Here is a 13,079-nt window from a genome sequence, read left to right as displayed (position 1 = left end):
CGCGGCCCGGGGGCGCCCGCGCGGCTTCCCCTGGGGGGCGGGGGGGGGTGGCCCATACCGCGCCGGGGGGCGGGGGGGGGGGGGGGGGGGGCCCCCCCGGGGCGCGCGGGGGGGGGCCCCACGACAGCCACGCGCGGCAGTTCCCACAGCGAGACCAGCAGATCGAACAGCGCGTCCGTGGTCCACTCCCCGGTCACGGGAACGCTGACGAGGCGCGCGCCGGACAGCTCGTCGATCGCCGCGGCCAGCCCGGCCGCCGAGGTGCCCGCGGCGGCGGGATCGGGGGTTTCCGGGATGGCGAGCCGGAAATCCACGCGCGGCGCGCTGCCCGGCGGGGCCTGCGCGGGACCGCGGACCGTCCCGGCCGCGCGGGCGACCTCGTCCTGGTCAGCCACGTCGATCCCCGCGGCACGCAGCGCGGTGAGCGCCACGAAGGCCGCGTCGAGGCCGTCCTTCTGCGGCAGCTCGGCCCGCGCCTCGGCGGCCAGCCGGGCCCCGCCGGGCAGCCAGCGCACGTCGGACAGGTCGGTGTGGCCGCCGTCGACTCCCGAGTACATCAGAAGTCGTTCCCCCTTCAGCCTTTGTTCGTCAGTACCGCCACAGATGGGCGGCGATGATCTCGTCCGCGGACTTCCCCTCCGCCCACGCCGCGTCGGAGGCCCGCACCGCGCGGAACGCGCCGAGCAGTTCGTCGCCGAGCACCCCGGCCACCCTCGACGATGCCAGAAGCGCGGCGTCCTGCGCGGCCGGGTCCTCCGGAAGCCTTGCCACACCGCGGGTTTCGCGTTCCCCCGCGCTCCAGGTCCCCGGGTCCTGTGCGATCGGCTCGGGCGGGACGACGCCGTCGGCGATCCCGGCCATCCCCGCCGCCAGGACGACCGCGAGGGCGAGGTACGGATTGGCCGAGGCGTCGGACGTCTTCAGCTCGACGTTGGCGTGATCGGTGCCGAGCAGGGACGAGCCGGGGACGTACCGAAGCGGCGCTTCCCGGTTCTCCACGCCCCAGAAGGCGTACGCGCCGGCGAAGAACCCCGGGCGCAGCCGCATCGTGGACGGCACGCTCGGCGCGGTGATCGCCGTCAGCGCGGGCAGATCCCGCAGCAGGCCCCCGAGGTAGGCGGCGCCGTCCTCGCCGGGAAGGCCTTCGCCCGCCAGGAGATTCCGGCCCTTGCGGCGTACCGAGGTGTGCAGATGCCAGCCGTTGCCCGCGGTGCCGGACCCGATCATCGGGGCGAAGCTGACCACGAGCCCGTGGGCGTGCGCGGCCGCGTGGATGGTCTGGCGGGCGAGCAGCTGGTCGTCGGCCGCCGACACCGGATCCGTGACGCCGAGGGAAAGTTCCAGCTGTGCGAGGCCGTATTCGGCGTGCAGCTGGCCGATCCGCAGGCCGTTGGCGTCGAAGTCGTGCAGCAGCCCGGCGACGAACTCGTCGAGGCCGATCAGCGCGTGCGGGCTGTAGGCGGGCCCGGGATGGCCCGGCGCCGACACGATGTCCGCGCTCCCCGCCGGGGCGACGGCGAACTCCATCTCGTACCCGGCGCGGAATTCGAGGCCCCGGCGATCGGCCTCGGCCACCTGGCGTTCGAGGACTCCTCGCTGGCAGTACGGCCACGGTGACCCGTCCGCAGCGAGCTGGCGGCCCGGCGCCCAGGCCAGCGCGGGCTGTCCCGCGAGCCGCCGCAACCGGTCGATGACGGGCACGAGCCGGATGTCGCCGGACGGCGTGGCGAGGCCGCTGTGACCGTAGGTGATCGCGTCGTGGCTGTCGAAGACGGCGAACAGCGACGTGGTCCCGACACCGCGGGTCGCCGCGTCGGCGAGGCCGGTGATCGGCACGATCCGGGACCGCGGGATGCCGTTGTTGTCCGCCCAGGCGACATGGACCCCGCTCACCCCCGCGGCGGCCAGATCCTTGGCCGCGGCCGACGCCGCCTTCGTCATCCGGCCAGTATCGTCGCTCGGCGCGATCACGGCTATCGCTAACCGGGAGGTTCCTGCGCCGGCTCCTTCGCCGTCTCCCGCCCGCGCAGCGCGACCCCCGCCACGACGGCCAGCGTGCCGAGTGCCTCGAGGAGACCGGGCACCTGGCCGAGCACCACGAACCCGGTCACCCCGGCCGTGACCGGCAGCAAGGCCAGCAGCAACGCGAACCGGGCCCGCCCGGCCCGCCGCAGCACGACCTGGTCGAGCGCGTAGGGCACCACCGTCGAAAGCACGCCCACCCCGATGCCGAGAACCAGCAGACGTGGCGAAGACCACACCTCGCCGGTGCCGAGCGCCAAGGGGCAGAGCAGGACCGTGGCGATCACGAACCCGATCGCGAGCCCGTCGATCCCCGCGCCCGCCGCCGCGACCCGCTTGCCGAGCACGATGTAGGCCGCCCAGGCCGCCGCGGCGCCCAGCGCGAACACCACCCCCAGCGCGGCGCCCTCCAGCCGCACGTCGGCGATCGCGACCACCCCGGCGGCCACCAGCGCCACCGCGAGGAAGTCACGCACGGTGCGCGAGCCGAACGCCGCGACCGCGACCGGCCCGGCGAACTCCAGCGCGACCGCGGTGCCCAGCGGCAGCCGCGCGATCGCCTCGTAGAACAGCACGTTCATCCCGGCCGTGACCACGCCGAACGTGGCCGCGAGCAGCAGCGGACGTCCCCGCCAGGCCGAAGCGGGCGGACGGCGCCAGGCGATCAGCACGACGGCCGCCCCGAGACAGCGCAGCCAGGCCACCCCGGCGGGCGTCGCATGTCCGAAAAGTCCGACTGCGATGGCCGCTCCGGCGTACATCGAAATTCCGCTGAGAACGAACAAGATCGGGGCGGGAATCGCCCCGAGGCGTTTTGCCGAGATCACCGAAGCCACTCCCGCATGGTGCCTGACCACGCGAAACACCCTCCGGCGGGGCCGCAACTCCTGTGCTGCCGGATTCCGCTACGGCATCCGGGGTAATTCGGCGTGACACAGCTCCCACCGGCGCGGGAACACTTGCGGGCCCCGAAACGTCTGCAAGAGTGGAAGCACGAACACAACGGAGCCGGCGCGATCCTCGCACCGGAGTCACCACCGGAGTGGGCGTAGCTGGATCGAGGGCATCGGGCCACCGATGCCGGGACGGAGGGAGACCCCCATGACAACGCCGACGCTCACCCGCCCCGAATTGACCGCCGCCGACCGTTGCGACCGGTGCGGAGCCGCGGCACAGGTACGTGCCGTCCTCTCCACCGGTGGCGAGCTGCTCTTCTGCGGCCACCACGCCCGCGAGCACGAGTCCAAGCTCAAGGAACTCGCTGCCGAGATCATCCGGTAGTCCCCGGGCCCCACGATCCGTTCGAGGGCGGCAGGCGCGCGAGCGCCCGCCGCCCTCCTTCTTTTCCGTGCTGAAGGGCGTGTGCTGAAGGGCACCTTCACCGCGTCCCGGTCGTCGCGAATGGACCATCGACCCGTCACGGGCCTGTCCGGAACGACGCGTACAGGACGCTCAACGCCCCCAACGAGGCGTTCGGGACATGGCATCTCCCGGCACACCGCCTCACCAGCCCCAGCTACACCACCTGCACCCCCGCCGCACTCGGCTTGCCCGCCGTGAGCTGAAGGGCGCTATCAGTGCGGTGGATGTGCTGAAGGGCGCTTTCAGTGCGTCGGACGCGATGAAGGGCACCTTCAGCACATCCCGGCGTCGCGAAAGGGCCGTTCGCGCTCCCGCCGCCCCGCAGAGGTCCCCAACGACGCGTTCGGGACGTTGAGCGTCCTGAACGACGCGTTCGGGACATGACGTGCGGTGCGTTCGGGACATGACGTGCGGTGCGTTCGGGACATGACGTGCGGTGCGTTCGGGACATGACGTGCGGTGCCAAGCCCCCTCCCCGCACCGAGGGACGCCTTCGGTGCGTTCAGTGCGGCAGGGGCGTCCCTCGGTGATGACCGCGCCGCTCAGACCCGGTCCAGAGCCGATTCGAAGGCGACTTCGGCGGCGCCGAGCAGTTTGACGTCGGCGCCCAGCGCCGAGCCGACGATCCGCGTCCCGCCGACGGCCCGGCTCACCAGGCTGCGCCGCCGCACGTCGGCGGCCACCGCGCGGACGATCTCCTCCGGCAGCACGGTCAGCAGGTCTCCGAGCACCACCAGCTGCGGGCCGAGCAGGTTCACCACGTTGACCAGGCCCAGGGTGAGCCATTCGACGAACTCCCCGAGCCGCCGCGCCGCCTCCGACGGGTCCCGTCCCAGCTCCCGCAGTTCGAACAGGATGGCCCCGCGCGGGGTGTCCTCGGGCAGGCCCAGCGCGCGGCACAGCGCGGCTTCGCCGACCTCGGTCTCCCAGCAGCCGCTGCTGCCGCAGTAACAGGCCCGCCCGCCGGGCCGGACCACCATGTGGCCGACCTCACCGACGTACCCCGCACCACCGCGCAGCGAGGAGCCCTCGGCGATGACGCCGCCGCCGACCCCGACGTCCGCCGAGATGTACACCGCGTCCGACGAGCCCCGCGCGGCGCCGCGCAGATGCTCGGCGACCGCGCCGAGTTCGGCGTCGTTGCCGACCAGGATCGGGATCCGCAGCACGCTGCCGAGCCGCTCCCCCAGCGCGACGTCGGTCCAGCGCAGGTTGGGCGCCTCGTGCACGTGGCCGTCCGAGCGGCGGACGACGCCGGGCACCGACACCCCGGCCGCGACCGGGGACACGCCGAGGTCCCCGGCGAGCATGGCCGTGGATTCGAGGACGTGCGTGATGACCTCGTCGGGCTCGCGCATGCGGCCGCGCAGGTTCCAGCTGTTGCGACCGAGGATCTGCCCGCCGAGCCCGACCAGCGCGATGGCGACGTGCTCGACCTGGAGGTCCACCGCGAGCACCACCGCCGCGTGCGGCTGCGGCAGGACGAGCAGCGAGGGACGGCCCGCTCCCCGCCCCGGCCGCGGCACCCGCTCCTCGACGACGCCGGCCTCGGCCAGCCCGTCGACGAGGGTCTTGATGGTGCTCCGGTTGAGCCCGAGTTCCGCGGCCAGCGTCGCCCGTGTGCTCGGCCCGCTGACGTGCAGCAGCCGCAGCAGCGTCGTGCGGTTGTGCCTGCGCACCTCGTCGGGTCGAGCAACGGGCGTGCTGGTCACGGGGTCATCTTTCCACGCGGCGTGTCACCGCGCCGACACCGCCGCGCGACGGCGGGACAAGGCGTCCACTGTGGCCGCGAGCAGCAGCACCAGCCCGGTGATGATGTTCTGCACCGCCACCGGCTGCTTGAGCAGGCCGAGCCCGTTCGCGACGACGGCCAGCACCATGCCGCCGATCACCGCGTCGAAGAGCCTGCCCTTGCCGCCGAACAGCGAGGTCCCGCCGATCACCGCGCCGCCCACCGCGAACAGCAGGGTGTTCAGCCCACCGGCCTGCGGGTCCACCGAACCGACCTTCGACGAGTAGACGATCGCGCCGATCGCGGCGACGGTGGAGCAGATCACGAACACGCTCGCGCGGATCTTGTCCACGTTGATCCCCGCGCGCCGGGCGGCCTCGCGGTTGCCGCCGACGGCGTAGATGTGCCTGCCGTAGCGGGTCCGGTTGAGCACGTAGGTCCCGATCGTCAGCAGCACCAGCACGATCGGCACCACGTACGGCACGCCCTGGATGACGACGTTCGAGTTCGCCGCGCGGTTGAGCGTGAACAGATAGGTCGACACCGCGGCGATCACCGCCACCGCGCCGACCTTGGCCAGCGCGAGCGGGGTCGGCTGGACGACGAGTCCGCGCTTGAGCCGGGAGAAATGCCTGCCGAGCGTCACCCCGGCGAAGCCGCCGGCCCCCACGATCGCCAGCGCCCAGCTGCCCGCGATGGACAGATTCCCGTTGGCCACCTTGTTGAGCACGTCGGAGTTGCTGATGTTCAGCGTGCCGCCCTCGCCGATGAACTGCAGGATCACGCCCTGCCACACGATGAACAGCGCGAGCGTCACCACGAACGACGGCATGCCGATCTTCGACACCAGGAACCCGGTGATACAGCCGATCGCGGCACCGACGCAGATCGCGAACAGCATCTCGATCCACGGGTTCGCGGTGACCCCGGACAGCACGATCGCCAGTGCCACAAGAGAAAGCGCCGCGCCCGCCCAGATCCGCAGGAACAGCGCGAGCAGCGCGGCCACCGCGAGAATGGCGACGAAGATGAAGAACACCGTGCTGCCCAGCGAACCGAGCAGGTTGCCGTTGCGCACGAAATGCAGTGCCATCACGGATCCGGCGACGCCGGAGGCGGTGCCCGCGGACAGGTCGATCTCGCCGAGCAGCAGGACGTAGACGATGCCCATCGCGATGATCGTCTGCCCCGCGCCCTGGGCGAGCAGGTTCGCGATGTTGTTGAGAGTGAAGAAAAAGTCCGACAGCGCGGAGAACAGGATCACCAGCACGACCAGGCCGAGCAACGCGGGCAGCGAGCCCAGCTGGCCTGCCTTCAGCCGGGAGAAGTAGTCGCGGATCGCCTCCGAGGTCGACATCGATGTCGTGTCGATGCCGAAGTCGGTGATCGCCGCGGACGGCGAGAGCTTGTCGGCGAGCTTGGGCTCGTCCGCCGCCAGTTTCTGGGGTGTCTCAGTCATTTCCGGTTCTTTCTTCCCGCTCACAGGACCGCGGCTTCGGGCCGGGCGAGGCCGAGTTCGCCGGAGCGCCCGGCGGTGATGAGCTCCACGACCTGGCCGTGGGTGACGTCCTTGGTGTGCACCTCGGCGACGAGCCTGCCGAGGTAGAGCACCGCGATGCGGTCGGCCACCTCGAACACGTCGGCCATGTTGTGGCTGATCAGCACGACGCCGAGGCCCTGCTCGGCGAGCCTGCGGACCAGGTCGAGCACCTGCCGGGTCTGCGCGACGCCGAGCGCGGCGGTCGGCTCGTCCAGCAGGACGACCTTCGAGTCCCACAGCACGGACTTGGCGATCGCGACGGTCTGCCGCTGCCCGCCGGACAGCGCGGAAACGGGCGTGCGCACCGACTTCACCGTGCGGACCGACAGCGACGCCAGCGTTTCGCGGGCGGCCTTCTCCATGCTCGCCTCGTCGAGCAGCCACCGGCTGCCGCGTTCCCTGCCGAGGAACATGTTCTGCACGATGTCGAGGTTGTCGGCCAGCGCGAGGTCCTGGTACACGACCTCGATGCCGAGCGCGGCGGCGTCGCGCGGGCCGTGGATGTGCACCGGTTCGCCGTGGAAGCGCACGGTTCCCGAGTCGGTGCCGTGGATCCCGGCGATGCATTTGACCAAAGTGGACTTTCCGGCGCCGTTGTCGCCGACCAGCGCGGTGACCTCACCGGCCCGGACGTTGAAGTCGACGTCGTGCAGGACGTGGACCGGCCCGAAACTCTTGTTCACCTGGTGCAGTTCGAGGATGGGTTCGCTCATCGTTGTCTTCTCTGACTCTCCGGCGTGGTGACCGGGCCGGGACACGCGGTCGGGGCACGCGTCCCGGCCCGGCTGTCTGCGGGGGACTTTTCCGGCCTAGGAGATGCCGAGCTGGGCGCACGCCGCGGCGAGGTCGCCCGCGCACACCTCGGACGCCTTGACGTAGCCCTGGCTGACGACGTCCTTCACGCCGTCCTTGGTGGTCAGCCTCGGCTGCAGCAGCACCGACTTGACCTGGCGGTTGCCCTTCGGGTCGTTGCTCTTGCCGGTGGCGATGGCGTCGGCGGCGGCCTTGTCGCCCTTGGCCAGCGCGGTGACGAGCTTGGCGGTGGCCTCGGCCTCTTCCTTGATCGGCTTGAAGACCGTCATGTACTGGTCGCCGCGCAGGATGGCGCGGAGGCCGTCCGCGGTGGCGTCCTGACCGGTGACCGGGACCTTGCCGTTGAGACCGACCTTCTTCAGCACCGTGATCACCGCGCCGGCGAGGCCGTCGTTCGCCGCGACGACGCCGTCGACCTTGCCGTTGTTGCCGGTGAGGATCTGCTCGAAGACCTGGCCGCCCTTCTGGTTGTTCCAGTCTTCGATCGCCTGCGACTGCACCAGTTTCAGGTCGTTGCTGTCGTACTTCGGCTGCAGCACGCTCTTCTGGCCGTTGGCGAACAGCGTGGCGTTGTTGTCGGTCGGGGCGCCCTCGATCTGGATGACCTGCGCGCCCTTCTTGTCCTTCAGCGCGTCGGCCAGGCCCTGGCCCTGCAGCGCGCCGACCTTCTCGTTGTCGAACGAGACGTAGTAGTCCGAGCTGCCGCCGAGGTTGAGCCGGTCGTAGTCGATCGTCGGGATGCCCGCGTTCTGCGCCTTCTTGGCGACCGCGGCGCCGAGTTCGCCGTTGATCGCGGCGATGACGAGCACCTTGACGTTCTGGGCGATCATGCCGTCGGCGAGCGTCGTGAACTTCTGGACGTCGCCCTGCGCGTTCTGCACGTCGACGTCGAAACCCTGTGCCTTGAGCGCCTCGGTGAGCATCGGCTTGTCGAAGGCTTCCCACCGCGCGGAGGTCGCGGTCTCGGGCAGGATGACCCCGATCTTCCCGTTCGCGCCGCCCGAGGACGGGGCGGACACGGTGGAACTGCCCGAGCCCGAAGGGGCGGCACTGTTGGCGCCGCAGGCGGTCAGCACCAGCGCGGAAGCCGCCGTGGCGGCGAAGAGGGTTAGGGTTCTGCTGCGCATCCTCGTTCGTTCTCCGATCCTGCTCGCGGGGCGGCGGTCCGGAGATGGCCGGCGCACCGTCGCGCATATGTTGTGGCCGACAACATATGTCGCTGACCGGCGTCGCGGAAGATGGCTGGATCGATTAAGTAGCCGAGAACGGACACGGTTTGGCAACGCGTCCGGAACCGCGACCAGGCAGGCAACGATGTGATCGCTACCACGAACGGAGCGTGACGATCCGTTCCTCGAGCTGCTCGACGGTGGCCATCGCGGTGGGCGGGCCGCCGCACACCCGGCGGAGCTCGTTGTGGATCGCACCGTGCGGTTTCTTCGTGCGGTGGTGGTACATCCCGACCAGCGCGTTGAGTTCCTTGCGCAGCGCGCCGAGGCGCTCGCTCACCGTCTGCCGGACGGGGGGCGCGGCGGGCTGCTCGGCTTCCTTCGGCTTGCGGCGCTTCTCGTCCGCGAGCTGTTCCTCCTGGCGCTTGCGCAGCAGCGCGCGCACCTGGTCCGGCTCCAGCAGCCCGGGGAGGCCGAGGTACTCCTGCTCCTCGTCGGAGCCGGAGAACACCGCGGTGCCGAACGAGTTGCCGTCGTAGATGACCTGGTCAAGCTCGGCCGAGGCGCCCAGCGAGGTGAACGCCTTCTCCTCCTCGCCCGGCTCGTCCTCGGTGCGGTTGGCCTGGGCGAGCAGTTCGTCGTCCCAGCCCTCCTTCTCACGATGCGGCTTGCCCAGCACGTGGTCACGCTGTGCTTCCAGCTCGCTCGCCAGCTCCAGCAGCACCGGGACGCTGGGCAGGAAGATGCTCGCCGTCTCGCCCTTCTTGCGCGCCCGCACGTAGCGGCCGATGGCCTGGGCGAAGAACAGCGGGGTGGACGCGCTGGTCGCGTAGACGCCGACCGCCAGCCGCGGCACGTCGACGCCTTCGGACACCATCCGGACCGCGACGATCCAGCGTTCCGAGGACTCGGAGAACTCCTTGATCCGCCCGGACGCCTTCGGGTCGTCGGACAGCACCAGCGTCGGCATCTCGCCGGAGATCCGCTGCAGGATCTTGGCGTAGGCGCGCGCGCTCTCCTGATCGGTGGCGATCACCAGGCCGCCCGCGTCCGGCACGCCCTGGCGCACCTGGGTGAGCCGGGTGTCGGCGGCCTGCAGCACCGCCGGGATCCACTCGCCCGCCGGGTCCAGCGCGGTGCGCCAGGCGCGGGCGTTCTGCTCCGCGGTGAGCGGCTCCCCCAGCCGGGCGGTGAACTCCTCGCCCGCGCTGGTGCGCCAGGACGCCTCGCCGGAGTAGGCGAGGAAGACGACCGGCCGGACGACGCCGTCGGCGAGCGCGTCGGCGTAGCCGTAGGAATGGTCGGCCTTGCTGCGCTGGAAGCCGGAGCCGTCGGGCTCGTAGGTGACGAACGGGATCTGCGAGTCGTCGCTGCGGAACGGCGTCCCGGTCAGCGCCAGGCGCCGCACGGCGGGGGTGAAGGCCTCACGGACCGCGTCACCCCAGGACTTCGCGTCACCGCCGTGGTGGATCTCGTCGAGGATGACCAGTGTCTTGCGGTTCTCGGTGCGGACGCGGTGCAGCGTCGGATGCGCCGCGACCTGCGCGTAGGTGACCGCGACCCCGCGGTAGTCCGAGGACGTGACGCCGGTGGTGTTGCGGAAGTTCGAGTCGATGTCGATCCCGGCGGCCGCGGCCGAGGCCGCCCACTGGTGCTTGAGGTGCTCGGTCGGTGTGACGATCGTGACGGCCTCGATCGTGCGATCCGACAGCAGTTCGGCCGCGATCCGCAGCCCGAACACCGTCTTGCCCGCGCCGGGGGTCGCCACGGCCAGGAAGTCCTGCGGTTTCCGCGTCAGGTACTTCGTCAGCGCGCGGCGCTGCCAGGCCCGCAGCGGCCGCGCGGTCGAATCCTCGGCGGCCGGTGGGGCGCCGAACCCTGATGTGCGCTCCGCGGTCTCCGACAAGTCCGGTTCACCCCCTCCGATAGGCCGTTCATCGGCCGTGACGTGCGAAAACCCCCACTGTGCTACCGGCTTCGATGCCGGTTACGGCGGTGAGGGCACTTCCAGGAGCTTACCTTCCGGGTCCGGCGGCGCAGGGCACCGGCACGGGTGGTGTCGGCCGACACGCCCGGGGATCGTCGTGGTGACGAGCCAAATTCGCGCGAATGGACCATGCTGGACATGTCATGAGCGACGAGGTGAAGGCCGCGCCGGCAAAAGGCAAGGGCAGCCGCAAGGGCCCGCTGCGCCTGATCGCGCGCACGTTCGCCAAGGCGTGGGACGGCAACATCTTCTCCGAGGCCGCCGAAGCCGCGTTCTGGCAGACGCTCTCGCTGCCGCCGCTGCTGCTCGGGCTGCTCGGCAGCCTCGGCTTCGTCGGCGAGTGGTTCGGCCAGGGCGTGGTGTCCGCCGTCCACGACAAGATCATCACCTTCTGCCACACGATCTTCAGCGACAACGCGGTGCGGGAGATCATCGAACCGACGGTCAACAGCATCCTCACCGTCGGGAAGGGCGAGATCGTCTCGGTCGGCTTCGTGATCTCGTTGTGGGCGGGTTCGTCGGCGATGTCGTCCTTCGTCGACGCCATCACGGTTGCGCACGGCCAGTACGGCGTGCGCAACGACGTCTGGCAGCGGATCTTCGCGCTGCTGCTGTACCTGTGCGCGCTGGTCATCCTGGTGGTCGGGCTGCCGCTGCTGGCGATCGGGCCGGACCTGCTGCCGCAGTTCTTCCCGGTGAGCTGGCGCGACACGGTGACCAGCTGGGTCAGCGCGCTGTACTACCCGGTGCTCGGGGTGATGATCGTCCTGGCGCTCACGACGCTGTACAAGCTCGCGCTGCCGAGGCGGCTGCCGTGGCACCGAGGGCTGCCGGGCGCGGTGCTGGCGATGGTGGTGTTCCTGCTCTCCAGCATCGGGCTGCGGATCTACCTGAACTGGATCACCAAGACCGGCTACACCTACGGCGCGCTCGCCGCGCCGATCGCGTTCCTGCTGCTGATGTTCTTCATCGGGCTCGCGGTGGTCGGCGGGGCGTATTTCAACAGCGCGATCCAGGAGCTGTGGCCGGCGAAGCCGACCCGGCGGCAGCGCCGGAAATGGCGCCGGCTGGAGATGGAGCGGGTCAGCGAGAGCATCCGCGCCGACGAGGCGAAACCCTCCTCGGAACGCCTCACGCTCCCCCTGCGCCGTCCGCGCCCCTCGGTCGCGGGCTCTCCTGACCGCACCGGCGACGCCCCCGCCGCGTCGTCCGAGGTCTCCGCACCGTCACCGTCCACAGAGGACGCTCGCCCCGCGCCCCCGGTGCAGGCCGACGACCCCGGCCCCGCTCGCGTCCCCCGCACGGACTGACGTTCCGTGAAGGCCCCCTTCACTACCGTCAGGTCCGTGAAGGACTCCTTCATTACCCTCAGCGCTGTGAAGGGGGCCTTCACGGACCTGCCGAGGCGCGGTCAGGAGTGCTGGAAGCGGTAGGTTTTGCTGTCGAAGGCGATGCAGACGCTCGGCGACATGACGATGACGCGCAGGGTGCCGTCCCGCTCGTCGAAGTCGATGCCCTCGACCTCGAAGTTCCCGCCGCACGCGCTGCGCAGCGGCAGCTGGCCCAGCGAGGTCACGTGCCCGGTGACGTCCGAACCGGAAAGCGGGCCCGCGAGGTCGACCTGCAGCAGCGGTTTCGTGGTGCCGAACAGGCTGCCGTCGGGATCGTCGGACGCGCAGAGCAGCCGGGTCGCGGTGAGGAAGTCGCAGCCCTGGACGTCGCGCACGGAGTGGTCGAGGCGGATCGCCGAGGCGTACGGCAGGTTCTTCGACGCGTCGGGGAACGCCGCGCCGGGCATCGGGTGCACGAGCAGGCGGTCCATCGTGCCCCACTCCCCCGCGACCATCCAGCGCGCGTCGGGCGACACGGCGGCGAAGGAGTTGTTGTTCGCCTCCCACGATTCGAGCGCGTGCCGGTAGTTGGCCCACGAACCGTCCGGGGCCTGCACGCGGAACAGCTTCGCGCCGCGATCGTCCCGCTGGTACGGCTCGACGTACCAGCCCTGCGCCGAGCCGGGGTCGCCGACGTGGTTCCAGCCCTGCGAGGACAGGTCGGCGGGGATCGTCCCGACGCCGGTGTAGCGGATGGTGGTACCCGACGGCCGCACGATGGTGGCCAGGCCCTGGCTTTCGTCGAGCGGCCGCGCCCGGTCCGAGCCGACCTCTTTCCAGCCGGTGACGGCCTGGGCCGGCGAAGGGGCGGCGGTGGCGAGGAGGGCGACCAGGGCGAGCAGGATCGCGGTTCTGCGCATGATGGCTCCGTCCATGCGGGAGGGACTGGCCAGTACTTCTACCAGCCGTCACCGCACAGGACAGCCACCATGTGAAGGATTTTCACCTCTGTTCACCGGGGCTCCCCCGGTGGACAAGATGCCCTTGTTGTGCTCATTAACGCGCCGGGGGGCGGCCCCGCTTTCGAGTCCGGGCCGGGGGGGGGTGGCGGGGGGGGGCGGCC

At 71.0% G+C, this 13,079-nt stretch carries 11 protein-coding genes; 2 read left to right on the top strand and 9 right to left on the bottom strand.

Translation table 11 applies throughout. The features are described 5' to 3' along the window. The 3 genes from ACFWX1_RS32465 to ACFWX1_RS32455 all read right to left on the bottom strand — a co-directional run. On the bottom strand, nucleotides 1-557 hold a 557-nt coding region (locus ACFWX1_RS32465), incomplete at its 3' end, for a DUF6885 family protein (protein ID WP_378393573.1). 31 nt (nucleotides 558-588) lie between these two features. Further along, nucleotides 589-1,941 (bottom strand): glutamine synthetase, encoded by a 1,353-nt coding sequence (locus ACFWX1_RS32460; RefSeq protein WP_378393572.1) that lies wholly within the window; start codon nucleotides 1,939-1,941, stop codon nucleotides 589-591. A 38-nt stretch (nucleotides 1,942-1,979) separates the two neighbouring features. Beyond that, nucleotides 1,980-2,783, bottom strand: a complete 804-nt coding sequence (locus tag ACFWX1_RS32455; RefSeq protein ID WP_378393571.1) for a DMT family transporter — start codon at nucleotides 2,781-2,783, stop codon at nucleotides 1,980-1,982. A 340-nt stretch (nucleotides 2,784-3,123) separates the two neighbouring features. Between ACFWX1_RS32455 and ACFWX1_RS32450 the strand changes: the two genes are divergently transcribed. Further along, entirely contained in the window at nucleotides 3,124-3,303 is a 180-nt protein-coding gene (locus ACFWX1_RS32450) for a hypothetical protein (protein ID WP_345387499.1), read from the top strand. Between the two features lie 623 nt (nucleotides 3,304-3,926). Here the strand turns inward: ACFWX1_RS32450 and ACFWX1_RS32445 are convergent. The 5 genes from ACFWX1_RS32445 to ACFWX1_RS32425 all read right to left on the bottom strand — a co-directional run bounded on the left by ACFWX1_RS32445 (nucleotide 3,927) and on the right by ACFWX1_RS32425 (nucleotide 10,544). Then, nucleotides 3,927-5,096, bottom strand: a complete 1,170-nt coding sequence (locus ACFWX1_RS32445) for an ROK family protein (protein WP_378393570.1) — start codon at nucleotides 5,094-5,096, stop codon at nucleotides 3,927-3,929. Between the two features lie 24 nt (nucleotides 5,097-5,120). After that, nucleotides 5,121-6,575 (bottom strand): sugar ABC transporter permease, encoded by a 1,455-nt coding sequence (locus ACFWX1_RS32440; protein WP_378393569.1) that lies wholly within the window; start codon nucleotides 6,573-6,575, stop codon nucleotides 5,121-5,123. Between the two features lie 20 nt (nucleotides 6,576-6,595). Continuing rightward, nucleotides 6,596-7,369, bottom strand: a complete 774-nt coding sequence (locus tag ACFWX1_RS32435) for an ATP-binding cassette domain-containing protein (protein WP_378326994.1) — start codon at nucleotides 7,367-7,369, stop codon at nucleotides 6,596-6,598. A gap of 96 nt (nucleotides 7,370-7,465) precedes the next feature. Continuing rightward, on the bottom strand, nucleotides 7,466-8,596 hold the full coding sequence (locus tag ACFWX1_RS32430; protein ID WP_378393568.1) for a sugar ABC transporter substrate-binding protein: 1,131 nt from the start codon (nucleotides 8,594-8,596) through the stop codon (nucleotides 7,466-7,468). A gap of 196 nt (nucleotides 8,597-8,792) precedes the next feature. Further along, nucleotides 8,793-10,544, bottom strand: a complete 1,752-nt coding sequence (locus tag ACFWX1_RS32425) for a DEAD/DEAH box helicase (protein ID WP_378393567.1) — start codon at nucleotides 10,542-10,544, stop codon at nucleotides 8,793-8,795. Between the two features lie 224 nt (nucleotides 10,545-10,768). On the opposite strand from ACFWX1_RS32425, the gene ACFWX1_RS32420 reads away from it, so the two are divergent. Further along, nucleotides 10,769-11,935 (top strand): YhjD/YihY/BrkB family envelope integrity protein, encoded by a 1,167-nt coding sequence (locus ACFWX1_RS32420; RefSeq protein WP_378393566.1) that lies wholly within the window; start codon nucleotides 10,769-10,771, stop codon nucleotides 11,933-11,935. 101 nt (nucleotides 11,936-12,036) lie between these two features. On the opposite strand, the gene ACFWX1_RS32415 is transcribed toward ACFWX1_RS32420, so the two are convergent. Further along, nucleotides 12,037-12,876 (bottom strand): hypothetical protein, encoded by an 840-nt coding sequence (locus ACFWX1_RS32415; protein WP_378393565.1) that lies wholly within the window; start codon nucleotides 12,874-12,876, stop codon nucleotides 12,037-12,039. Nucleotides 12,877-13,079: the final 203 nt, after the last annotated feature.

The organism is Amycolatopsis sp. NPDC059021, from assembly GCF_042739895.1.
In the GTDB taxonomy this organism is placed as follows: domain Bacteria; phylum Actinomycetota; class Actinomycetes; order Mycobacteriales; family Pseudonocardiaceae; genus Amycolatopsis.
The sequence above is the reverse complement of the archived record's forward strand: the minus strand, read 5'-3'. Positions and strand labels throughout refer to the sequence as shown.

Bases quoted from the DNA above. Each gene is read 5' to 3' on its own strand.
- ACFWX1_RS32430 (WP_378393568.1), bottom strand. From the start codon at position 8,596: ATGCGCAGCAGAACCCTAACCCTCTTCGCCGCCACGGCGGCTTCCGCG.
- ACFWX1_RS32415 (WP_378393565.1), bottom strand. From the start codon at position 12,876: ATGCGCAGAACCGCGATCCTGCTCGCCCTGGTCGCCCTCCTCGCCACC.
- ACFWX1_RS32455 (WP_378393571.1), bottom strand. From the start codon at position 2,783: ATGTACGCCGGAGCGGCCATCGCAGTCGGACTTTTCGGACATGCGACG.
- ACFWX1_RS32440 (WP_378393569.1), bottom strand. From the start codon at position 6,575: ATGACTGAGACACCCCAGAAACTGGCGGCGGACGAGCCCAAGCTCGCC.
- ACFWX1_RS32435 (WP_378326994.1), bottom strand. From the start codon at position 7,369: ATGAGCGAACCCATCCTCGAACTGCACCAGGTGAACAAGAGTTTCGGG.
- ACFWX1_RS32460 (WP_378393572.1), bottom strand. From the start codon at position 1,941: ATGACGAAGGCGGCGTCGGCCGCGGCCAAGGATCTGGCCGCCGCGGGG.
- ACFWX1_RS32420 (WP_378393566.1), top strand. From the start codon at position 10,769: ATGAGCGACGAGGTGAAGGCCGCGCCGGCAAAAGGCAAGGGCAGCCGC.
- ACFWX1_RS32450 (WP_345387499.1), top strand. From the start codon at position 3,124: ATGACAACGCCGACGCTCACCCGCCCCGAATTGACCGCCGCCGACCGT.